The sequence below is a fragment of the Streptomyces dysideae genome (assembly GCF_001514305.1).
Lineage (GTDB): Bacteria > Actinomycetota > Actinomycetes > Streptomycetales > Streptomycetaceae > Streptomyces > Streptomyces dysideae.
The window spans coordinates 25,368-47,230 of record NZ_KQ949088.1; the positions used below are offsets into that span (position 1 = coordinate 25,368).

Annotated in this window: 20 protein-coding genes; 11 read left to right on the top strand and 9 right to left on the bottom strand. The window is 71.9% G+C overall.

Going from position 1 to position 21,863, the window contains the following annotated elements; all coding sequences use genetic code 11:
• The first annotated feature begins 33 nt into the window (after positions 1-33).
• Both AQJ91_RS54485 and AQJ91_RS22050 read left to right on the top strand, forming a co-directional pair.
• The gene (locus AQJ91_RS54485) at positions 34-1,410 is read left to right on the top strand and encodes a TIR domain-containing protein (protein WP_067024444.1); all 1,377 of its coding nucleotides are present in this window, start codon (positions 34-36) and stop codon (positions 1,408-1,410) included.
• A gap of 55 nt (positions 1,411-1,465) precedes the next feature.
• Positions 1,466-1,741 carry a DUF1876 domain-containing protein gene (locus AQJ91_RS22050; protein ID WP_067024854.1) on the top strand — a complete coding sequence of 92 codons (276 nt, stop codon included), beginning with the start codon at positions 1,466-1,468 and terminating at the stop codon, positions 1,739-1,741.
• 23 nt (positions 1,742-1,764) lie between these two features.
• On the opposite strand, the gene AQJ91_RS22055 is transcribed toward AQJ91_RS22050, so the two are convergent.
• From AQJ91_RS22055 to AQJ91_RS22080, 6 genes are all read right to left on the bottom strand, one after another.
• A complete protein-coding gene (locus AQJ91_RS22055; protein ID WP_067024446.1) occupies positions 1,765-2,925 on the bottom strand; it encodes a serine hydrolase domain-containing protein in 1,161 nt (386 codons plus the stop codon).
• Positions 2,926-3,036: 111 nt separating this feature from the next.
• Positions 3,037-3,483: an organic hydroperoxide resistance protein gene (locus tag AQJ91_RS22060; protein WP_067024448.1), complete on the bottom strand. Its 447-nt coding sequence runs from the start codon at positions 3,481-3,483 to the stop codon at positions 3,037-3,039.
• A 107-nt stretch (positions 3,484-3,590) separates the two neighbouring features.
• Positions 3,591-4,073, bottom strand: coding sequence for a MarR family winged helix-turn-helix transcriptional regulator (locus AQJ91_RS22065; RefSeq protein ID WP_067024450.1), 483 nt, complete (start codon positions 4,071-4,073; stop codon positions 3,591-3,593).
• 10 nt (positions 4,074-4,083) lie between these two features.
• The gene (locus AQJ91_RS22070; RefSeq protein WP_067024452.1) at positions 4,084-4,860 is read right to left on the bottom strand and encodes an energy-coupling factor ABC transporter ATP-binding protein; all 777 of its coding nucleotides are present in this window, start codon (positions 4,858-4,860) and stop codon (positions 4,084-4,086) included.
• Positions 4,848-5,609, bottom strand: a complete 762-nt coding sequence (gene cbiQ / locus AQJ91_RS22075) for a cobalt ECF transporter T component CbiQ (protein WP_067024454.1) — start codon at positions 5,607-5,609, stop codon at positions 4,848-4,850. The genes AQJ91_RS22070 and cbiQ overlap by 13 nt, the downstream gene beginning before the upstream one ends.
• Positions 5,610-5,613: 4 nt before the next feature.
• The gene (locus AQJ91_RS22080; RefSeq protein ID WP_067024457.1) at positions 5,614-6,672 is read right to left on the bottom strand and encodes an energy-coupling factor ABC transporter permease; all 1,059 of its coding nucleotides are present in this window, start codon (positions 6,670-6,672) and stop codon (positions 5,614-5,616) included.
• A gap of 178 nt (positions 6,673-6,850) precedes the next feature.
• Between AQJ91_RS22080 and AQJ91_RS22085 the strand changes: the two genes are divergently transcribed.
• Positions 6,851-7,210 (top strand): SsgA family sporulation/cell division regulator, encoded by a 360-nt coding sequence (locus AQJ91_RS22085; RefSeq protein ID WP_067024461.1) that lies wholly within the window; start codon positions 6,851-6,853, stop codon positions 7,208-7,210.
• 6 nt (positions 7,211-7,216) lie between these two features.
• Here the strand turns inward: AQJ91_RS22085 and AQJ91_RS22090 are convergent, their stop codons facing one another.
• From AQJ91_RS22090 to AQJ91_RS22100, 3 genes are all read right to left on the bottom strand, one after another.
• The gene (locus AQJ91_RS22090; RefSeq protein WP_067024465.1) at positions 7,217-8,899 is read right to left on the bottom strand and encodes a penicillin-binding transpeptidase domain-containing protein; all 1,683 of its coding nucleotides are present in this window, start codon (positions 8,897-8,899) and stop codon (positions 7,217-7,219) included.
• A gap of 100 nt (positions 8,900-8,999) precedes the next feature.
• Positions 9,000-10,631, bottom strand: a complete 1,632-nt coding sequence (locus tag AQJ91_RS22095) for a penicillin-binding transpeptidase domain-containing protein (protein ID WP_067024469.1) — start codon at positions 10,629-10,631, stop codon at positions 9,000-9,002.
• A 128-nt stretch (positions 10,632-10,759) separates the two neighbouring features.
• Entirely contained in the window at positions 10,760-12,502 is a 1,743-nt protein-coding gene (locus AQJ91_RS22100) for a dolichyl-phosphate-mannose--protein mannosyltransferase (protein ID WP_067024472.1), read from the bottom strand.
• Between the two features lie 96 nt (positions 12,503-12,598).
• On the opposite strand from AQJ91_RS22100, the gene rsmI reads away from it, so the two are divergent.
• From rsmI to AQJ91_RS22140, 8 genes are all read left to right on the top strand, one after another.
• Positions 12,599-13,447 carry a 16S rRNA (cytidine(1402)-2'-O)-methyltransferase gene (rsmI, locus tag AQJ91_RS22105; protein WP_067024474.1) on the top strand — a complete coding sequence of 283 codons (849 nt, stop codon included), beginning with the start codon at positions 12,599-12,601 and terminating at the stop codon, positions 13,445-13,447.
• A gap of 287 nt (positions 13,448-13,734) precedes the next feature.
• Complete coding sequence (locus AQJ91_RS22110) at positions 13,735-14,157, top strand: hypothetical protein (RefSeq protein ID WP_067024477.1); 423 nt, start codon at positions 13,735-13,737, stop codon at positions 14,155-14,157.
• 46 nt (positions 14,158-14,203) lie between these two features.
• Positions 14,204-15,097: a TatD family hydrolase gene (locus AQJ91_RS22115; RefSeq protein WP_067024480.1), complete on the top strand. Its 894-nt coding sequence runs from the start codon at positions 14,204-14,206 to the stop codon at positions 15,095-15,097.
• Positions 15,098-15,397: 300 nt separating this feature from the next.
• Positions 15,398-16,771 (top strand): ubiquitin-like domain-containing protein, encoded by a 1,374-nt coding sequence (locus tag AQJ91_RS22120; protein WP_324618020.1) that lies wholly within the window; start codon positions 15,398-15,400, stop codon positions 16,769-16,771.
• A gap of 35 nt (positions 16,772-16,806) precedes the next feature.
• Entirely contained in the window at positions 16,807-17,700 is an 894-nt protein-coding gene (gene rsmA, locus AQJ91_RS22125) for a 16S rRNA (adenine(1518)-N(6)/adenine(1519)-N(6))-dimethyltransferase RsmA (protein WP_067024857.1), read from the top strand.
• A complete protein-coding gene (locus AQJ91_RS22130) occupies positions 17,697-18,599 on the top strand; it encodes a 4-(cytidine 5'-diphospho)-2-C-methyl-D-erythritol kinase (RefSeq protein WP_067024486.1) in 903 nt (300 codons plus the stop codon). Before rsmA ends, AQJ91_RS22130 begins: the two co-directional genes overlap by 4 nt.
• A 217-nt stretch (positions 18,600-18,816) precedes the next feature.
• Positions 18,817-19,926 (top strand): peptidoglycan recognition protein family protein, encoded by a 1,110-nt coding sequence (locus tag AQJ91_RS22135; protein ID WP_324618018.1) that lies wholly within the window; start codon positions 18,817-18,819, stop codon positions 19,924-19,926.
• 83 nt (positions 19,927-20,009) lie between these two features.
• Positions 20,010-21,812: an ABC-F family ATP-binding cassette domain-containing protein gene (locus AQJ91_RS22140; RefSeq protein WP_067024492.1), complete on the top strand. Its 1,803-nt coding sequence runs from the start codon at positions 20,010-20,012 to the stop codon at positions 21,810-21,812.
• Positions 21,813-21,863: the final 51 nt, after the last annotated feature.

Genomic DNA, 21,863 nt, shown 5'->3' on the forward strand with positions numbered 1-21,863 from the left:
GCGGACCTGAAAGGGCACTTCGGCGCGGACCAGGTGTTCCTCGACCGGCCGTCCATCGTGCCGGGGCAGCGCTACTCCGACGTGCTGCGGGAGCGCGTCGCCGACTGCGACGTCCTGCTCGTCGTCGTCCACCGGGGGTGGGTGGACGCGCGGGACGACGAGACCGGCGTACGGCGGCTGGAGGTGGCGGGCGACTGGGTCCGGCGCGAGATCGACCAGGCCCTGCACAGCGGCAAGACCGTCGTCCAGGTGCTGCTGGACGACGCCGAGCCGCCCAGGCCCGCGCAACTGCCGGAGCGGATCCGGGAGTTGGCGATCCGGAACGCCCAGGCGCTGCGGCAGGAGGCGTACGGCTCGGATCTCGCGGAGCTGATCGCCGTACTGGAAACGGACGTGTCCAGGACCTGGGAGCCGGTTCCGCCGCCACCGGCGCCCTACCGGCCGGGCCGGTGGCTGGGCGTCGTCACCGCGGTGCTGTCCTGCGCCGGGCTCGTCACGGTCCCCGCGTTGCCCCAGGACGACGGCTGGGCCCGCGCGGACGGCCTCCCCCTCACCCTCTACGCCGCCCTGTTCTCCTGCCTGCTGCTGTGCGCGCCGCTGATCGCGGTCGCCGTCGGCCGTCATCTGCTCCGGCGGCCCGTCGACGCCTGGGAGCGGGACCTGCACGCCGTCAAGCACCGGACCTACGTCCGGCAGACCTGGCCGATGGCCGCGGGGCTGGTGCTGATCGCGGTGTTCGGCGCGCTGTCGATGTGGGGCGACGAGGGCACGCAGGCGTCCCTGATCCTGCTGCTGGTCCTGGGGCTCGCCGTCGCCCGCTCGGGCGCCCTGCACATCCGCCTCGAGCGGCGGGACGCCGACCTGTGGACCCGCTGGCCGCAGGGCCTGCCGGACCCGGTGACCCGGCCCGTGCTGCGCCGGGCGGTCGCACGGCTGGAACTCCGGCTGGCCGGGTTCCGGCCGCCGCTCTCGCGCGAGCAGCGGGAGAAGGCGAAGTGGGAGCTGGCCGGCCTGCGCGAGGCGCTCGGGCGGCTGTCGGGTGAGGCGCGGCGGTCGCGTGTGACGTGGCTGCGCCAGGACCACCCCTGGATGTTCGGCGGCTGTGTGCTGTGGCTGAGCCTCACCGCGGCGACCGCCCTGGAGGCCGGCATCGCCTTCGGGGCGGCGGGACGAGGGACGCCGCGTGTCTACGCCGCACTGGTCGTCGTGGCGCTCATCGGCACCGCCCTCGCACTGGCCACCATGGAACTCGGCCACCGCCACCAGCGCCGTATGCGCACCGACCTGGTGACAGAGGCCGGCGCGCGCGTCGCCGACCTGGCCGAGCGGGTCACCGCCCTGAGCGCTCCCGCCCGCACCAAACTGTCCTCCCCCGCACCGCGCCCCGAGGAATACGCCGAGCCCGACTAGGCGCCGGTACCCCCGAAGGAGCACTCTGGAAGCAGGTATTCCGGAGGTGATCGTCATGATGCACACCGCAGTGGGATGGCATGTCGAGCTGGAGTTCAGGGAGGACGAGACACACACCCGGGCGGTCGCGATGGTGCGGTTGCCCGACGGCTCGGAGGTGAAGGCCCACGGGCACGCCACGCGCCACCACACCGACTCCAATCAGCCACGGGTCGGTGAGGAGATAGCGGGCGCCCGGGCGCTGAACGAGCTCGCGATGACGCTGCTCACGAAGGCGCACGGGGAGATCGACTCGGCATCCGGACGGACGTCGCACCCGATCCACGCCTGAGTTACGCCTGAGCCACGACGCGTTCAGGCCAGCGAGGCCCTTACCGCCCGTACCAACCCCTGCGCCCTCGGATCCGCCGTCACCGTCTTGCGGAAGCCGTTCGTCACATAGCCGAACGCGATGCCCGCTTCGGGGTCGGCGAAGCCGAGGGCGCCGCCGCGGCCGGGGTGGCCGAAGGAGCCGGGGGAGAGCAGGGGCGACGCGGTGCCGTGCAGCATGTAGCCGAGGCCGAACCGGGTGTTGACGACCAGGACGCGGTCCGGGCCCGCCGACTCCTCCGCCCTCGCCAGCTCCACCGTCGCCGGGTCGAAGAGGCGTACGCCGTCGACGTCCCCGATCAGCGCCGCGTAGAAGCGGGCCAGACCGTCGGCCGTGGCGATGCCGTTCGTCGCGGGGAGCGCGGCGGCGCGGTAGGCGGGGTCGTTCTGGTCGGGGAACGGCGTGATCGCGGCGAAGGCGCGGCGGGTGAGGGACGCCGGGTCCTGGTAGGCCTCGGTGACACTGCGCTTCGGTCGGGCGCGCAGGGCGCCGGACGGCTCGGGCCCTTCGACGCGGCTGGAACGGCCCACCCGGTGCGCCTCCGACTCCGGCAGTCCCAGCCACAGGTCCAGGCCCAGCGGCGCGGCGATCTCCGCCGCGATCCACTCGCCGGCCCACCGTCCCGTCACGCGCCGCACCAGCTCGTCCAGCATCCAGCCGTACGTCAGCGCGTGATAGCCGTGGTCGGCGCCCGGCTCCCAGACCGGCGCCTGCGCGGCGACCGCCTCGGGGCCGCGCCGCGGGTCCAGCGCCTCCTCCGGCGTGATCGGGCGGTCCAGCACCGGGAGCCCGGCACGGTGGTTCAGCACCTGCCGCACCAGCAGCCGCTCCTTGCCGTGCGCCTTGAACTCCGGCCAGTACTCGCCCACCGGCGCGTCCAGGTCCAGCTCCCCACGCTGGTGCAGCAGCAGGAGTACGGCGGCGGCGACGCCCTTGGTCGCCGAGCGCACGACCTGCGCGGTGCCGGGTGCCCAGGGGGCCTCGCCGTCCACATCCCTGGTGCCGGCCCACAGGTCGACGACCTTGCGGCCGTCCCGGTACACGGCAACCGCCGCGCCTCGCTCCCCGAGCGCCTCGAAGTTCCGCACGAACGCGTCCCTGACCGGCTCGAAGCCCTCGGCCACTGTGCCGTTCACGTCGTCCACGCCGCGCTCCCTGTCCTGGCCCTGCTCGCCTCGCTCGCCTGCGACAGCCAGTGCAACACGGGGGTACGGCCTTGGATTCCGGTGTGTGGCCGACGTCTCGCCGGACAGACCCTAGCCGAGCAGGATCGTGACGTCGATGTTGCCGCGGGTCGCGTTCGAGTACGGGCACACCTCGTGGGCCTCGTCCACCAGCTTGGCCGCGATGTCCGCGTCGAGCACCGGCAGCGAGACGCTGAGGGCGACCGCGAGCCCGTAGCCGCGCTGCTGGTTGGGGCCTATGCCGACCTTCGCGGCGACCGTCGAGCCGGTCAGGTCGAAGCCGTTGCGGCGGCCGACCAGGACCAGCGCGTTGTGGAAGCAGGAGCTGTAGCCGGCCGCGAACAGCTGCTCGGGGTTGGTGCCGTTGCCGTCGCCGCCCAGCTCCGGCGGCATCGCGACCCTCAGCTCGAGCTGGCCGTCCTGACTGGTGACATAGCCGTCCCGGCCGCCGTGCGCGGTCGCCTCGGCGACGTACATGATCTTCGTCGGACGGGTGTCGACGGCGGTGCCGTCAGTCATGGCTGGCCTCCCCCAGGAAAGGTGCACGCAAATACATCGTGCACAAGGTACCGGCCAGTAGGAGAAGCTTCGATTACCAGGGGGTAGCAACCGCGGGTAACCGGAGCTCAGCGGGAGCGCTCGGCCACCGACTCCGCCCGGAGCGCGAGCTGTCGCAACTCCTCGCGCAACCGCGCGACCTCCGCGCCGCCGAGCCCGGTTGCCGTGCGCAGCACGCCGGGCACGCGCGCCGCGCGCTCCCGCAGTTCTTCCCCGCGCCCGGTGCACGCGACGAGCACCGAGCGCTCGTCATGGGCCGCGCGCTCCCTGCGCACCACCCCCGCGCTCTCCAGTCGCTTGAGCAACGGCGACACCGTGCCGTAGTCGAGCCGCAGTGCGCCCGCGAGCTCCTTGACCGTGATCCGGCCGCGTTCCCAGAGGACGAGCAGGACGAGGTACTGCGGGTAGGTGAGGCCCAGCTCGTCGAGGAGCGGGCGGTAGGCGGCCGTCACCGCGCGCTGTGCCGCGTACAGCGCGAAGCACAGCTGGTCGTCCAGCAGCAGCGAGCCCTCGCGCGCCGTCTCCTCGCCTGTCGGCTCCTCGTTCGTCACGCGCCCATTGTCACGGACGCCCCGGCGCGGCAGGCACCGAACGCGGGTCGAAGCCGTACGGCAGCTCCAGGCGGTGGGCGCGCATCAGCTCGTCGTCGGCGAGCAGATCGGCGGTCTTGCCGTCGGCCGCGATCACGCCGTCGCTCAGGACCAGCGAGCGGGGGCACAGTTCCAGGGCGTAGGGCAGGTCGTGCGTGACCATCAGGACGGTGACGTCCAGGGAGCGCAGGATGTCGGCGAGTTCGCGGCGCGAGGCGGGGTCGAGGTTGGAGGACGGTTCGTCGAGGACGAGGATCTCCGGCTCCATCGCGAGCACCGTCGCCACGGCCACCCGGCGGCGCTGGCCGAAGGAGAGGTGGTGCGGGGGCCGGTCCTTGAACGCCGCCATGCCGACCAGCGCCAGCGCATGGTCGACGCGCGCCTCCAGCTCGGGCCCCCTCAGGCCGGCGGCCGCCGGTCCGAAGGCGACGTCCTCGCGGACCGTCGGCATGAACAGCTGGTCGTCCGGGTCCTGGAAGACGATCCCGACCCGGCGCCGGATCTGCGCCATGTGCTCCCTGCCGACGGGCAGCCCGGCGACCCGCACGGTGCCGGTGCCGCCGGTCAGGATGCCGTTGAGGTGGAGGACGAGGGTCGTCTTGCCGGCGCCGTTCGGGCCGAGCAGCGCGACCCGCTCGCCGCGCGCGATGGTGAAGTCCACGCCGAACAGGGCCTGGTGGCCGTCGGGGTAGGCGAAGGCGAGGCCCGAGACCTCGAGAGAAGCTGTCACAGCAGTCACAGGGTCCATCCCAGCAGACACACGACGAGGGCGGCGAAGGGGAGCGCGAAGGCGTACGACCACTGCGCCCGGGACGCGGTCACCTCGTCGATCACCGGCATCGAACCGGTGTATCCGCGGCTGATCATCGCCAGGTGGACGCGCTCGCCGCGCTCGTAGGAGCGGATGAACAGGGCACCGGCGGACTTGGCGAGCACACCCCAGTGGCGCACGCCCCGCGCCTCGAAGCCGCGCGACTCCCGGGCGATCCGCATGCGCCGCATCTCGTCGGTGATGACGTCGCCGTACCGGATCATGAAGGACGCGATCTGCACCAGCAGGGGCGGCAGTTTCAACCGCTGCAGGCCGAGGAGGAGTTCGCGCAGCTCGGTCGTGGACGCCAGGAGCACGGACGCGGCGACGCCCAGGGTGCCTTTGGCGAGGACGTTCCAGGCGCCCCACAGGCCGCTGACGCTCAGCGACATCCCCAGCACCTCGACCCGCTCGCCCTCCGCCACGAACGGCATCAGCACCGCGAACGCCACGAACGGCACCTCGATCAGCAGCCGCTTGAGCAGGAACCCGGCGGGCACGCGCGCGACGTACGCGACGAGCGTGAGCAGGACGGCGTACAGCCCGAAGGCCCACATCGCCTCCCGCGGCGTCGACACCACGACCACCACGAACGCGAAGACCGCGGCGAGTTTGGTGTGCGGCGGCAGACCGTGCACGGGGGAGTGCCCGTGCCGGTAGAGCTTGTGCGCGTGCCCGGCGCCCATGTCGTCAGACGCTCGTGCTCGTGGGGGAGACGTCCTGGGTGGTCCGGCGCCTGCGCACCGCCCGGAAGACGCCGGTGCCCGCGACCGCGGTCACGCCCACCCCGATCACGCCCGCGAGACCGCCGGAGAGGCGGGCGTCGGTGATGTCCTTCACCCCGTAGTCGGCGAGCGGGGAGTCGGCGGCCGCGTGCTCCTCGGCCTTCTCGTCGATGCCCTGGTCGGCGGCGACCTTCTCCAGGCCGTCGGGGTTCGAGGAGGCGTAGAAGCTGACGAAGCCGGCCAGGACCAGGGAGGTCGCGAGGCCGGTGAGCCACAGCGCGCGGCGGGAGGTGCGCGCCGCGACGGGCGCCGTGCGCGCCGGCTCGGGAGCCGGTGCGTCGACGAGTGCGCCGTTCACCCGCAGCTGGAGGCGCCGGCGCAGGTCGCGCGCGCCGTACACGAGATCCGGGCGTACGGCGACCACGGCGCCCACGGTCAGCGCGGTGATCGTGGCCTCCCCGATGCCGATCAGGATGTGCACGCCGACCATGGCGGTGGCGACCTTGCCGATCGAGATGTCCGTCGTGCCGCCGACGGCGTAGAGCAGGGTGAAGGCGAGGGCCGCGGCCGGCACCGAGAGCAGGGCGGCGACGAAGGTGGCGGCGGTGATGGAGCGGCGCGAGCGGGGCAGGACCTTGACCAGGGCGCGGAAGACGGCGTAGGCGACGACCGTCGTGACGATGGCCATGCAGGTGATGTTCACGCCGAGGGCGGTCAGGCCGCCGTCCGCGAAGAGGATGCCCTGCATCAGCAGGACCACGGACACGCACAGCACCCCGGTGTAGGGGCCGACGAGGATCGCGGCGAGCGCGCCGCCGAGCAGGTGGCCGCTGGTTCCCGCCGCGACGGGGAAGTTCAGCATCTGCACCGCGAAGATGAACGCCGCCACGAGGCCGGCCAGCGGCGCCGTGCGCTCGTCGAGCTCGCGGCGCGCGCCGCGCAGGCTCACGGCGACGGCGGCCGCGGCGACGACACCGGTCGCGGCGGAGATGGGAGCGTCTATGAATCCGTCAGGCACATGCACCGTTCGATGATAGTGGCTTGTTGCGAACGATTCGCAAGAGCGAGTCGACGGGAAGAGTCGGGGGGAGGGTGGGAGGAGGCCATACGGCCCAGGGAGCGCGATCCCGGAAATGTGCGACATTGGAAAGGGAGTGGACGCATAGCTTCCACACAGGTCACGCACCGTAAGGGGCTGGACGATGTCTGTAGTCGAGCAGTACGCGCGAGCCCACATAGTCACGGACGCGGACATCCTCGAGGAGGAGCAGGACGCCGTCCCGGTCGTCCTGCGCTACGACCCGGACGACGACCCGCGCTCGGTGCGCGTCGGACTGCCCGGGCGCGGGGCGCACGAGTGGACCTTCTCGCGCTCCCTGCTCGAACAGGGCCTGCGCGCCCCCGCGGAGAGCGGCGAGGTGCGGGTGTGGCCGTGCGGACGGGTGCAGGCCGTGGTGGAACTCCACTCCGCGCAGGGGGTCTCGGTGGTGCAGTTCGAGACGAAGGCGTTGATGCGGTTCCTGCGGCGGACGTACCTGGCCGCAGACCCCGTGAGCCGCTGAGGGCGGTCAGCCGCCCATCTTCAGCAGCGCCGCCACGATCGGCCCCGCCGTCTCACCGCCATGTCCGGCCGCCTGGACCACGCCCGCCGCCGCGAGATCGCCGCGATACGCCGTGAACCAGCCGTTGGGCTTCTTCTGGTTGTCGACCTCCGCCGAGCCGGTCTTCGCGCCGGCATCGCCGGTGACCCCGGACATCGCCTCCGCCGCCGTGCCGTAGGCCGCCGTGTACGCCATCAGCTCACGCAGCTGCGACAGGGTGGACGCGGACATCGTGCGCGACGCCGTGGCGAGCGTGCGGTCGTCGACCGACGGGGACACCAGGTACGGCTGGCGGAAGACGCCCGCCCTGACCGTCGCGGAAACGGACGCCATGTTGAGGGGATTCATCCGCACCCCGCCCTGACCGATCAGCGAGGCCGCCATCTGCGCCTGCGACTGCACCGGCACGGACCCGTCGAAGGTCGGGACGCCCACGGACCAGTTGTTCAGGCCCAGGCCGAAGACCTGCTGGGCCTGCTTGGTCAGGCTGTCGTTGTCCAGCTCCGGCGCCTGGCTGATGAAGGCCGTGTTGCAGGAACGGGCGAAGCTCGCCTTGAAGGTGCCGCCCTTGATATCGAACTTGTCGTCGTTCTGGAACTTCCAGCCGCCGTACGTGAAGTACTTCGGGCACGGATGCGGCTCGTTGACCGACGCCAGGTCCTTCTCGATCAGCAGCGACGAGGTGATGACCTTCATGGTGGAACCGGGCGCGAGCGAGCCCTGGAAGGCGACGTTGAAGCCCTTCGAGGAGTTCGCGGCGGCCAGGATCTCGCCCGTCGACGGACGCAGCACCACCACCGACGCCCGTGACTTCGCGGCCACCTGCTTCTCGGCGGCGGCCTGCATACTCGGGCTGAGCGTCGTCTTCACCGTGCCCGGCGTGCCCTTGCTCAGCTCCAGCAGGGTTTTGTCGGACAGCTCCGCCGCCTTGGACTCCTTGCCGCGGATCACCCGCAGCTCGACGCCCGCCTTGCCGCCGGCCTTCTTGCCGTACTTCTCCCGCAGCCCGTCCAGCACCGAGCCCAGCGACGGGTACTTCGCCTCCGTCAGCTCGCCGCCGTCCCGGTCGAGCGCCTTGACCGGCGGGGTCCCGGACTCACCGGTGACCAGGGTGTCGCCGTCCTTCAGATCCGGGTGCACCACGGAGGGTGCCCACTCGACGATCGGCTCGCCGTCCTTCTCGGCCCGTACGACCGTCAGCGAACTGTCGTACGCCAGCGGCTTGCTGGTGCCCTTGTACGACACCGTGGCCTTCACGGAGAAGGGCACCTTGGCGCCGCTGCGGGTGCCCTCGGTGAGGGCGACGTCCTTGATGTACGCGGCCTTGGTGTAGCCGGTGAGCAGGGCCGACGCCGCCTCGGTGTCGTCCGTGGCGGCCGCCGCGTCGGTGACCTCGCCCTGCTGCCAGGCGGTGAGGAAGGCGCGGGCCGCGGTGGTGACCTCGGTCGCCGACAGCGGGCCCTTCTTGACCGGCTCCCCCTTGTCGTCGGCCGCCGACGACGCCGTCTGCGTACGGTCGTCGGCCGCCGCGCCGCCGCCGTACAGCGCGTAGACACCGAACCCGGCACCGCCCACGACCACGGCGATCATCCCGCCGACCACGACGGGTCTCGTCTTCCGTCGCTCAGCGACGCGCCTTCTGTTGCCCACAGCTCCCGATCCTCCGCGAAATCCCCAGGGTCCCCGTTGTCCTCATGCACCTCAGTCAACGACGGCAACCACCCTAGAGTCCCGTCCTGTGCGGGTGAGTTCAGCCACCCGCCGCCAGTACGGCCCGTACGATCGGGCCCGCCGCGTCACCTCCCCGTCCGCCCTGCTCCGTCATGGCCGCGGCGGCCACATCATTGCGGAAGCCGGTGAACCAGCTGTTGGCGGTCTGCCCGTCGACCTCGGCGGTACCGGTCTTCGCACCGATGTCGCCGCCCAGCGTTGCCATGATCTTCGCGGCGGTGCCCTGTGTCGCGGTGAGCCGCATCATCTGCTTCAGCTGCGCGGTCGTGTCGGCCCGCAGCCCCCGGGCGGTGGCCAGTTCCCGGTCGTCGAGCTCCGGCGACACCAGGTACGGCTGGCGGAACTCGCCCGTCATCGCGGTGGCCGTCACCGACGCCATGGTCAGCGGGTTCATCTGGACCTGGCCCTGGCCGATGGCGTTGGCCGCGCGGTCCGGGCCGGCGGAGGCCGGGACGTTGCCGTCGAAGGAGGTGATACCGGTCTTCCAGTTGTCGCCGCGAAGCCCGAACCGCTCCTCGGCCTCCGCCGTCAGCGAGGCGTCGGTCAGCGGCTTCTCGTCGACGAGCTTGATGAAGCCCGTGTTGCAGGAACGCATGAAGGTGTCGGCCAGCGTGGCGCTCGACGTCTCGTTGGGTTCGAGGCCCGGCAGGTTGTTGAAGGTCTGGCTCTGCCAGGTCGCTGTCGACGGGCAGGGCGCCGGGCCGTTCATCGAGGTCACGCCGTTGTCGATGAGCATCGCGGCGGTGATGATCTTCATCGTGGAGCCGGGGGCGACCTTGCCCTCGAAGGCCGCGTTGAAGGCGTCCTCGCGGTGGTTGGCCACGGCCAGCACCTCACCGGTGCTCGGCTTCACCGCCACCACCGACGACTCGGCGTACTGTTTGACCGCCTTCTCGGCCGCCGCCTGCACGCCCGCGCTGAGCGTGGTGCGCAGCTTGCCGGGCTCGCCCTCGGTGACGGTCAGCAGCGAGGTGTCCGGGGCGCCGTCGGCCGGGTGCCGGATCACCAGCTCGACACCGGGCTTACCGCCCGCCTTGTCGCCGTACTTGGCGCGCAGCTGGTCCAGGATCGGGCCCAGGGACGGGTACTTGGCCTTCGTCAGCACCGTGCCGTCGCGGTCCACGGCCTCGATCGGCGGATTCGACGCCGCCTCCGTGACCAGCGTGTCGTCCTGCTTCAGCTGCGGATGGACCACGGACGGCTTCCAGTCGACGAGCGCCCGCCCGGTGGTCACGCCGCGCACGACGGTCAGCTCGCTCTTGTAGGTGAGCGGCTTGGACGTCCCGTCGTGCGACACCTTCGCCTGCACCGTGAACGGCACGGTGGCGCCGCTCACCGTCCCGGTCGTGATCTTCACCCCGGTGATGCCGGCGTCCTCGCCGTACGCGGTCAGCAACGGCCTGGCCGCCCCGTCGTTGTTCGTGTACGACGCCGCGGTCACGGCCTCGCCCTTCTCCCAGGCCGCGAAGAACTTCTCCGCCGTCTCCTCGATCTCGTCACTGCTCGGCGGCCCGCTCTTCTTCGGCGACGCCGCTCCGCTCGCACCGCCGCCGTTCAGCGCGGACACGATGTTGTAGGCGCCGTAACCGGCACCGCCCACCATCACGGCGAACACCCCGCCGATGACGGTGACCTTGACCCCCTTGCCCATGAGGTGGATCCCCTCCCCGTTTTCCAGTCTTCCGCACTGTAAGAGGCGTGAGCGAAAACTGTGAGAGGTGTTTCCTTTTGTTGTCCGAAGAGAGATCGGCCGAGGGGGTGCACCCCGGTCGCGAATCCTCAGACCCAGGTGTCCAGCCACATCCGCGACCGCCAGGAGTCGATCGGCACCGCCGTCCCCGTGTACAGCGGCCAGAAGTAGATGAAGTTCCAGGCGATCAGCAGCACCAGCACGCCGGCCCCCGTCGCCCCCGCCACCCGCCGGGTGTCGTTCGACCCCGGCGGCCCGACGATCGCGCCGAGCAGCATCGCCACCGCCAGACACAGGAACGGCAGGAAGACCACGGCGTAGAAGAAGAAGATCGTCCGCTCCTGGTAGAAGAACCAGGGCAGATAACCGGCCACGATGCCGCAGGCGATGGCGCCGGCCCGCCAGTCGCGGCGGAACAGCCAGCGCCACAGGACGTACAGGAGTGCGAAGGCGGCCACCCACCACAGCAGCGGCGTGCCGATCGCCAGGACCTCACGCGCGCACTTCTCGCCCGCGTCGGCGGGGCAGCCGTCCTTGCCGGGGGAGGGGGACTCGTAGAAGTACGAGACCGGGCGGCCGGTGACGATCCAGCTCCACGGGTTGGACTGGTACGTGTGCGGGGACGACAGGCCGACGTGGAACTCGTACACCTGGTGCTCGTAGTGCCACAGGCTGCGCCACCAGTCGGGGAAGAGCCACGACCAGCTGCTGTCCTTGCCGTCGGTGGCCGCCCAGTTGCGGTAGTAGCCGCCGCTGCCGTTCGTGGCGGAGAGGATCCAGCCCGTCCACGACACGATGTACGTGACGATCGCGACCGGCACGGTGGCCAGGACGGCAGGCCCCAGATCGTGCTTCACCACCGCGAGGTGCGGGCGGCGGGCGCCGGCGACGCGGCGGGAGCCGACGTCCCACAGCACGGCCATGATGCCGAAGGCGGCCAGGAAGTAGAGGCCGTTCCACTTGGTGCCGATGGCCAGGCCCAGCATCAGACCGGCCGTCCAGCGCCAGGGGCGCAGGCCGAAGGTGGTGTTCTCGGCGGTGTACGCGTGCGGCCGGACCCGGCCCTCCGCGTCGGCCGGCAGCGCGGTCGCGAGTTTCTCCCGGGCCTTGTCCCGGTCGATCACCAGACAGCCGAACGCCGCCAGCACGAAGAACATCAGCACGCCGTCGAGCAGCGACGTACGGGCCATCACGAACGCCAGCCCGTCCACCGCCATCAGCGTGCCCGCGAGGCAGCCGAGGAAGGTGGAGCGGAAGACACGGCGCCCGATCCGGCACAGCATCAGCACGGACAGGGTCCCGAGCAGCGCCGTCATGAACCGCCAGCCGAACGGGGTGAACCCGAACATCAGCTCGCCCAGCCCGATGACGTACTTGCCGACCGGCGGATGCACGACGTACGCCGCGTCCGTCGGGAGCGGGACATGGCCGTTCGTGGAGAGGATGAGGTCGTTGGCCTTCTTGTCCCAGTTGACCTCGAAGCCGCGGTGGACGAGCGCCCAGGCGTCCTTGGCGTAGTACGTCTCGTCGAATATCACGGCCTTCGGGCTGCCCAGGTTCCAGAACCGCAGCACACCCGCCAGCAGCGTCACCAGCAGCGGCCCGACCCACGCCGACCAGCGCACGAGCCGCTCGGTCAGCGCCTTCGGCAGCCCGAGCACCGCCCACAGACGCGGGCTGGGCTGCGCGTACGGCGGCACGAGCCGGTCGCGTACGTCGCTTCTGGGCCGCGCCGTGTAGCCGAAACGGCGCAGCCGCTGTTGCCACGACGGCCGCTGCTCATGCGGTGCCTGGTCCTGCCGGGTGTCCGTGGAGGACGCGGTACTGGTCACCGCGCCATCGTAGGGAACGGCGCTGTGTGAGTCCCGTGCATGTCGTGTAAGCGTGCGGATGCGTTTGCCTCCGGCCGTCCCTGCGAGGATGGGAGCGTGATTGGAACCCTCGTACTGGCAGGCACGCCCATCGGCGACATCGCGGACGCCCCGCCCCGGCTCGCGGAGGAACTGGCCGGTGCCGACGTCGTCGCCGCCGAGGACACGCGGCGGCTGCGGAGGCTCACACAGGCGCTCGGGGTGACACCCAAGGGGCGCGTGGTGTCGTACTTCGAGGGCAACGAGACGGCTCGTACGCCGGAGCTCGTCGAGGAGCTCCTGGGCGGCGCGCGTGTGCTGCTCGTCACCGACGCGGGGATGCCGTCCGTCTCCGACCCCGGGTACCGGCTGGTCGCCGCCGCCGTCGAGAAGGACGTCCGGGTCACCGCCGTCCCCGGGCCGTCCGCCGTGCTCACCGCGCTCGCGCTGTCCGGGCTGCCCGTCGACCGGTTCTGCTTCGAGGGGTTCCTGCCGCGCAAGGCCGGGGAGCGGCTGTCGCGGCTGCGGGAGGTCGCCGGGGAACGCCGGACGCTCGTCTACTTCGAGGCCCCGCACCGGCTCGACGACACCCTCGCCGCGATGGCCGAGGTGTTCGGCGCCGAGCGGCGGGCCGCCGTCTGCCGGGAGCTGACCAAGACGTACGAGGAGGTCAAGCGGGGCGGGCTCGGTGAGCTGGCCGCGTGGGCGGCCAAGGGCGTGCGCGGCGAGATCACCGTCGTCGTCGAAGGGGCGCCGGAGAAGGGTGCCGAGGAGATCGACGCCGCGGAGCTGGTGCGGCGGGTGCGAGTGCGGGAGGAGGCGGGGGAGCGGCGCAAGGAGGCGATCGCCGCGGTGGCGGCGGATGCGGGGGTGCCCAAGCGGGAGGTGTTCGACGCGGTGGTGGCGGCGAAGCACTCCGCGGGGTGAGGCCGTTACCGGGTAGCCCCGTTGGGGGGTGGGGTTCGCTGCGGGCTGGGGGGGTCCGTTGTGGCTGGTCGCGCAGTTCCCCGCGCCCCTTTGGGGGCGCCTTGCGCCCCATGGGTGGGCAAAGGGTTGTCGTGGAAGGCAAAGCTCAGGCCGGGCCGCCAGGGCCTTTTGGCAAGGAACCGCCAAAACGCCGCCAACACTCGACAGGCCTGCTGCGTTCGCGTCGGTGGAGGCGTCCACTGGGGTGAGGGGCGTACCCGTCCCTCCAGCGGACAACTGGAGCTGGCATGAGTGAGATCGCAGGGCAGACCACCGGCCTCCGCAGTGCGGCGACGGCCGTCGTTCACGAGTCGTACTCCTTCGCCTGCATGCGCTGCGGGCACGGTTGGGAGCAGTCGTACGAGATCGAGCACCACACGGACGCCGACGGCCGCGAGTTTGTCATGTACGTGGCCAACGGCCAGGTCGTGCCGTCCCCGCTGAGCAGGCCGACCTGTCCCAACTGCGAGAACCACGTCGTACGGATCATGCGGCCGGGGCGGGTCTCGTCGGTGCACGACGCGGTGGAGCGGATGCACCGCAAGGTGCCGCGCAGCCGTACCGCGGAGGGCGCGGACACCGGCGCGGACACCGGGGCGCCCGCGCCGAAGGAGCACCACCACTGGCATCTGTCCGATCTCCTGCACCCGTTCCAGCGCGGGGCGAGCTGACCCGGGCGCCGACCGCGCGGGCATGCCCCTTTCGTAGGATCGGGGCATGCCTTCGAACGCCTCCGCCGCGTCCTCCGACAAGAACGCGGCCCCGCCGCTCCCGGAACCCCTCCGGGTGCCTGTCGCCGACTCCCACACCCACCTCGACATGCAGTCGGACACGGTGGCGGAGGGGCTCGCGAAGGCCGCGGCGGTGGGCGTGACGACGGTCGTGCAGGTGGGCTGCGACGTCCGCGGCTCGCGGTGGGCGGCCGAGACGGCGGCGACGTACGACGCCGTCCACGCGGCCGTCGCCCTGCACCCGAACGAGGCCCCGCGCATCGTGCACGGCGACCCCGACGGCTGGTCCCGGCAGGGGGCACGCGAACCGGGCGGGGACGCCGGGCTCGACGAAGCGCTCGCCGAGATCGACCGGCTGGCCGCGCTGCCGCAGGTCAAGGGCGTCGGCGAGACGGGACTCGACTACTTCCGCACGGGCCCCGAGGGCAAGGCGGCCCAGGAACGCTCCTTCCGCGCCCACATCGAGATCGCCAAGCGCCACGGCAAGGCCCTGGTCATCCACGACCGCGACGCCCACGCGGACGTGCTGCGCGTCCTGAAGGAGGAGGGCGCCCCCGAGCGCACGGTCTTCCACTGCTACTCGGGCGACGCGGACATGGCCGAGATCTGCGCCCGCGCCGGCTACTACATGTCCTTCGCCGGCAACGTCACCTTCAAGAACGCCCAGAACCTCCGCGACGCCGTGGCCGTGGCGCCCCTTGAGCTCCTCCTCGTGGAGACCGACGCCCCCTTCCTCACCCCGGTCCCGTACCGCGGACGGCCCAACGCCCCCTACCTCATTCCGGTCACGGTGCGCGCGATGGCCGCCGTACGAGGCCTCGACGAGGACGCGCTGGCGACCGCCCTCGGCGCGAACACGGCGCATGCCTTCGGCTACTGACGCATAACCGGCCGACAACGCTCGCAAGGGTTCACCTCGGACACGGTCGCGACCGTGTGTAGTCGCGCCGCTTTGGAGAGTCACCCCCGCTCCGCTAGGTTCTGTGGGCCCGATCCGGACCCCTCTGGACCCCTCCGGCCCCTGGAGCGTGTCGGCGTGAACAGCAACCCGCAGTACCAGACGTTCGAGACGTACGGCCCTGACGATCCCTACGACCCCGACCCCGACCCCGACCCCGACCCCGACCCGGGACCGAGACCCGAGTACCAGCCCCCGCAGTACGGCTACGGGGTGTATGGCATGGAGGGGGCGCACGGGTTGGTCGGGGCGCCGGGTGTGTACGGGATGAGCGGGGCGTACGCGGACACCTACGCGCCGGCTTACGAGACGGCCCGCGAGGCGGGCGGCACCCTCGGCGGCGAGCCCGGCCACGCGCCCGCCTACGCGCTCGGAGACGCAGCGCTCCCGCGCCAGGGCGGGAGTGTGGCGGTCGACCGGGCGCCCGCGCCCGTGCCTGTTCCGCGCGCCGGAGTGGGGCGGCGGGCCGCGCGCCGGCGTGAGGCGCAGAGCGCCGAGCGGGTGGACGGGCCCATGCGTCGGCTGTTGCCGCAGGCGCTGGTCGTGGCGTTCCTGGCCGGCGGCACCACCGCGTTCGTCGCCGAGGACAAGACGATCGAGCTGAGCGTCGACGGCAAGCCGCGCACCCTGCACACCTTCGCGGACGACGTGAGCGAGTTGCTGGCGGAGGAAGGTGTCGAGGTGGGGGCGCACGATGTCGTCGCACCCGCCCCCGGTACCGAGCTCACCAGCGGTGACGAGATCGCGGTGCGCTATGGGCGCCCCGTGCGGATCACGCTCGACGGGCACCAGCGCGAGGTGTGGACCACGGCACGCACGGTGGAGGGGGCGCTCAAGCAGATGGGGGTGCGTGTGGAGGGGGCGTACCTGTCCGCTTCGCGCTCCCTGCGGATCGGGCGCGCCGGGCTCACGCTCGACGTGCGCACCGAGCGGTCCGTGACGATCATGGCGGACGGTCGGGCGCGCACCATCCGCACGAACGCCGCGACCGTGCGCGAGGCGGTCGAGCAGGCAGGCATCGCACTGCGCGGCCAGGACACCACCTCGGTCGCGCCCGGAAGCTTCCCGCGCGACGGGCAGACGGTCACCGTGCTGAGGATCAGCGGCAGCAGGGAGGTCCGTGAGGAGCCGATCCCCTTCGAGGTGCGCCGGACCGAGGATCCCGGGCTGTTCCGGGGCACCGAGGTCGTCGAGCGGGCCGGACAGGCGGGGCTCAGGAGGGTCACCTACTCCCTGCGCACCGTCAACGGCGTCAAGCAGAAGCCGCAGTGGACCAAGTCCGAGCTGGTGCGGGAGCCGCGGACGCAGGTGGTGAAGGTGGGGACGAAGCCGCTGCCGACGTCCGTGCAGGGCGCCGACCACCTGAACTGGCAGGGGCTCGCGGCGTGTGAGTCCGGGGGGCGGGCGGACGCGGTGGATCCCTCGGGGACGTATGGCGGGCTGTACCAGTTCGACACGCAGACCTGGCGGAGCCTCGGCGGCACCGGACGGCCGCAGGACGCGCCGGCGGCGGAGCAGACGTTCCGGGCGAAGAAGCTGTACGTGCGGCACGGGGCCAGTCCCTGGCCGCACTGCGGGGCGCGGCTGCACGGGTGAGCGGCGGCCCCGTGCCGCCCCGTACCCTTGTCGCCGTGAGCAGCCCCTCCCCCGACGCCCTTCTGGGCCCCGCCGACGTCCGTGAACTGGCGGCCGCCCTCGGCGTACGCCCCACCAAGCAGCGCGGCCAGAACTTCGTGATCGACGCGAACACCGTCCGCCGTATCGTCCGCACCGCGGAGGTCCGCCCCGACGACGTGGTCGTCGAGGTCGGCCCGGGGCTCGGGTCCCTCACGCTGGCCCTGCTGGAGGTGGCGGAGCGGGTCGTCGCCGTCGAGATCGACGACGTACTGGCGGGCGCGCTGCCCGCCACCGTCGCGGCGCGCATGCCGGAGCGCGCGGACCGGTTCGCGCTGGTGCACTCCGACGCGATGCACGTGGCCGAGCTGCCGGGCCCGGCCCCGAGCGCGCTGGTCGCGAACCTGCCGTACAACGTCGCCGTGCCCGTGCTGCTGCACATGCTCGACACCTTCCCGACCATCGAGCGCACCCTCGTCATGGTGCAGGCCGAGGTCGCCGACCGGCTGGCCGCGCCGCCCGGTTCGAAGGTGTACGGCGTGCCGTCGGTGAAGGCCAACTGGTACGCGGAGGTCAAGCGGGCCGGCTCCATCGGCCGCAGTGTCTTCTGGCCCGCGCCGAACGTCGACAGCGGGCTGGTCTCGCTCGTCCGCCGGACCGAGCCGGTCAAGACGACCGCTTCCAAGCGTGAGGTCTTCGCCGTCGTCGACGCGGCGTTCGCGCAGCGCCGCAAGACCCTGCGGGCCGCGCTCGCCGGGTGGGCGGGTTCCGCGGCCGCGTCCGAGGCGGCCCTCGTCGCCGCCGGGGTCTCGCCGCAGGCGCGCGGCGAGTCGCTGACCGTCGAGGAGTTCGCGCGCATCGCCGAACACAAGGAAGCCGGCGCCGAGACCGAGGAGCAGGCCCAGCCGTGAGCGTCACCGTGCGCGTCCCAGCCAAGGTCAACGTCCAGCTCGCGGTGGGCGCCGCCCGCCCGGACGGCTTCCACGACCTGGCCAACGTCTTTCTCGCGGTCGGCCTCCATGACGAGGTCACCGTGTCGCCCGCCGACGAACTGCGCGTGACCTGCGCGGGGCCGGACGCCCACCAGGTCCCCCTCGACCGGACGAACCTGGCGGCGCGGGCGGCGCTCGTCCTCGCGGAGCGCCGCGGTCTCGGGGAGCCCGCCGTGCACATCCACATCGCCAAGGACATCCCGGTGGCGGGCGGTATGGCGGGCGGCAGCGCGGACGGCGCGGGCGCGCTCCTGGCGTGCGACGCGCTGTGGGGCACGCACGCCTCCCGCGAGGAACTGCTCGACATCTGCGCCGAGTTGGGCAGCGACGTGCCGTTCAGCCTGGTGGGCGGGGCGGCGCTCGGGACCGGGCGCGGGGAGAAGCTCCGTGCGCTGGAGGTCGGCGGGAGCTTCCACTGGGTGTTCGCGATGGCCGGGCGCGGGCTGTCCACGCCGGCCGTCTTCCGGGAGTTCGACCGGCTGGCGGAGGGGCGTGACATCCCCGAGCCCGTCGCCTCCGAGGCGCTCCTGGACGCCCTCGCGGACGGCGACCCCGGCGCGCTCGCCGCCGCCGTCTCCAACGACCTGCAGCCCGCCGCCCTCTCCCTCTTCCCGGAGCTCGCCGACACCCTCGCCGCGGGCCGGGCCGCCGGTGCGCTCGCGGCGCTGGTCTCCGGGTCGGGTCCGACGACGGCGTTCCTGACCCGCGATCCCGAGTCGGCGGCGAAGGTGGCCGAGGGGCTGACGGCGTCCGGAACCTGCCGGTCGGTGCGTACGGCGGCGGGGCCGGCGGCGGGGGCGACGGTGCTGTCCGCGTAACGGACGCCGGCCGGGCACCTCCAGCCGGCCACCTCCCGGGCGTAAACCCCATCTCCCTCTCGTAACCGCATCTTTGCGCGATCTCCACAGGGAAATACTGCTTTCGGAGTACGGATGGGGCGCGTGGGGCGACTAGGGTCCCTTGATGTTTCAAGTGCCCGTCGTGAGGTTTCCGGCGGGGCTCCCGTCATGCGTACAGCTGGAAGGGGACACTTCCGTGTCCGAATCCCCCACCCCCTCCCACCGCAGGAAGCGGCCGCTCTCGCGTCGCGGCATGATCGGCGCCGCCGGCGCCGTGGCCGCCGGTGCCGCGCTGACCCCGGTGGTCTTCGCCGCGAACGAGTCCGACGACAAGGGCAGCACGTCGTCCGGATCCGGTGACCCCGGTACGACGCCGGAGAAGTTCCCCACGACCCGGACCGAGGCCGCCACCGGCACCGGCGAGGCCACCACCGCGATTGCCGCCTCCTACGTCGGCCTGCGCTGGAGCGGCGCGAAGGACGGCGCCGCCATCCGGCTCGCGGATGGCGACTGGCTGTCGGCGACCGGCGGCTGCGCGACCGTCGAGGGCGGCGGCACGGCCCTGGTGGCGGCCGGCAACGCCACCGCGTACGAGGTCAAGGCCGAGGCCGGTGTGTCCGGCCTGCGCTCGCTGGCGATCGACACCACCGACGGCCCCGGCCGCACCTTCAAGGTGCCCTCGGAGCCGACACGCGTGCGTGGCGTCGGCTACCTCTCGCGCCCGGCATGGGGCGCCGACGAGTCGAAGCGGTTCAAGGCGGACGGCACGGTCAACTCGCCGGAGACCTACTACCCGTTGCAGACCATCACGGTCCACCACACCGCCACGCCGAACGACGACCCCGACCCGGCCGCCACGGTCCGCGCGATCTACGAGTTCCACGCGATCACCAACGACTGGGGCGACATCGGCTACCACTTCCTCATCGACGAGGCCGGCACCCTCTACGAGGGCCGCTACTCCGGCGACGACGTAGTCCCGGCCTTCGACAAGGACGGCAACGTCGTCACCGGCTTCCACACCGGCGGCTTCAACTCCGGCAACCTCGGCATCGCCCTCCTGGGCACGCTGAACGACCGCGGTCCGACGGACGCGGCCAAGTCCGCGCTGACCCGGCTGATCAAGGTGATCTCCCGCTTCAAGGGCCTGGACCCCGCCGGGCAGACCACCTTCGTCAACCCGGTCAACGGCGCGACGAAGGACGTCGACACCGTCAGCGGCCACCGCGACTGGATGGCCACCGAGTGCCCCGGCCAGACGATGTACGACCTCCTTACCGAGGTCAGGGCGGCCGCAGCCCGCTGACCTGCGGTGACCTGCCCGGGATCGGTCACCGACCGGCGCGCATTACGCTGGGAGGCTGACCGATCCCCCTGGGCAGGAGAAAAATGGCCGTCAATCTGGTCAATGTCGAGAACGTCAGCAAGGTGTACGGCACCCGTGCCCTGCTCGACGGCATCTCGCTCGGCGTCTCCGAAGGGGACCGCATCGGGGTCGTCGGACGGAACGGTGACGGCAAGACGACCCTGATCCGGATGCTGGCCAAGCTGGAGGAGGCCGACACCGGGCGCGTCACGCACTCCGGCGGGCTGCGGCTCGGCGTCCTCACCCAGCACGACTCCCTCGACCCCGAGGCGACCGTCCGGCACGAGGTCATCCGCGACCTGGCCGACCACGAGTGGGCCGGCAACGCCAAGATCAGAGACGTCCTTACCGGGCTCTTCGGCGGGCTCGACCTGCCCGGGTTCCCGCAGGGCCTCGACACCGTCATCGGGCCCCTCTCCGGCGGCGAGCGGCGGCGGATCGCGCTCGCCAAGCTGCTCATCGACGAGCCGGACCTGATCGTCCTCGACGAGCCCACCAACCACCTCGACGTCGAGGGCATCGCCTGGCTCGCCCAGCATCTGCGGGAGCGGCGGTCCGCGCTCGTGTGCGTCACCCACGACCGGTGGTTCCTCGACCAGGTCTGCACGCGCATGTGGGACGTCCAGCGCGGCGACGTGTACGAGTACGAGGGCGGCTACTCCGACTACGTCTTCGCCCGCGCCGAGCGCGAGCGCATCGCCGCCACCGAAGAGGTCAAGCGGCAGAACCTGGTCCGCAAGGAGCTGGCGTGGCTGCGGCGCGGCGCGCCCGCCCGTACGTCCAAGCCGCGCTTCCGTATCGAGGCAGCCAACGAGCTCATCGCGGACGTACCGCCGCCCCGGGACAGCAGCGAGCTGATGAAGTTCGCCTCCTCAAGGCTCGGCAAGACCGTCTTCGACCTCAAGGACGTCACCGTCCAGGCCGGCCCCAAGGTGCTCCTCAAGCACGTCACCTGGCAGCTCGGCCCCGGCGACCGGATCGGCCTCGTCGGGGTGAACGGCGCCGGCAAGACCTCGCTGCTGCGGGCCATGGCCGAGGCCGCCCGCAGCGAGGGCGAGACACAGCCCGTGGGCGGGCGGATCGCCGTGGGCAGGACCGTCAAGCTCGCCTATCTGTCGCAGGAGGTCACCGAACTCGACCCGGCCACCCGGGTGCTGGAGGCCGTGCAGCAGGTGCGGGAGCGCGTCGACCTCGGCAAGGGGCGCGAGATGACGGCCGGGCAGCTCTGCGAGACCTTCGGGTTCAACAAGGACAAGCAGTGGACGCCCGTCGGCGACCTGTCCGGTGGTGAGCGGCGGCGGCTGCAGCTGCTCCGGCTCCTCATGGACGAGCCCAACGTCCTCTTCCTCGACGAGCCCACCAACGACCTCGACATCGAGACCCTGACGCAGCTGGAGGACGTCCTCGACGGCTGGCCCGGGTCGATGGTCGTCATCTCCCACGACCGGTTCTTCGTCGAGCGGACCACCGACCGGGTGTTCGCCCTGCTCGGCGACGCCACCCTGCGGATGCTGCCGCGCGGTATCGACGAGTACCTGGAGCGGCGCCGCCGGATGGAGGAAGCGGCCGCAGCGGCCGCCCCCGTCGCCGAGAAGGCGACCCCGGAGAAGAGCTCCGCCGACTCGCGCGCCGCCAAGAAGGAGTTGCAGAAGATCGAGCGTCAGCTCGACAAGGTCGCCGAGAAGGAGACCAAGCTGCACGCCCGGATCGCCGAGAACGCCACCGACTTCGCGAAGGTCGCCGAACTCGACGCCGAACTAAGGGACTTGGCCGGTCAGCGGGACGAACTGGAGCTGCGCTGGCTGGAACTGGCGGAGGACGCGTAGCGCCGAAGGCCGCTCGAAAGGCGGCGCGCGCGTCACGTGAAGGGGGCGTGA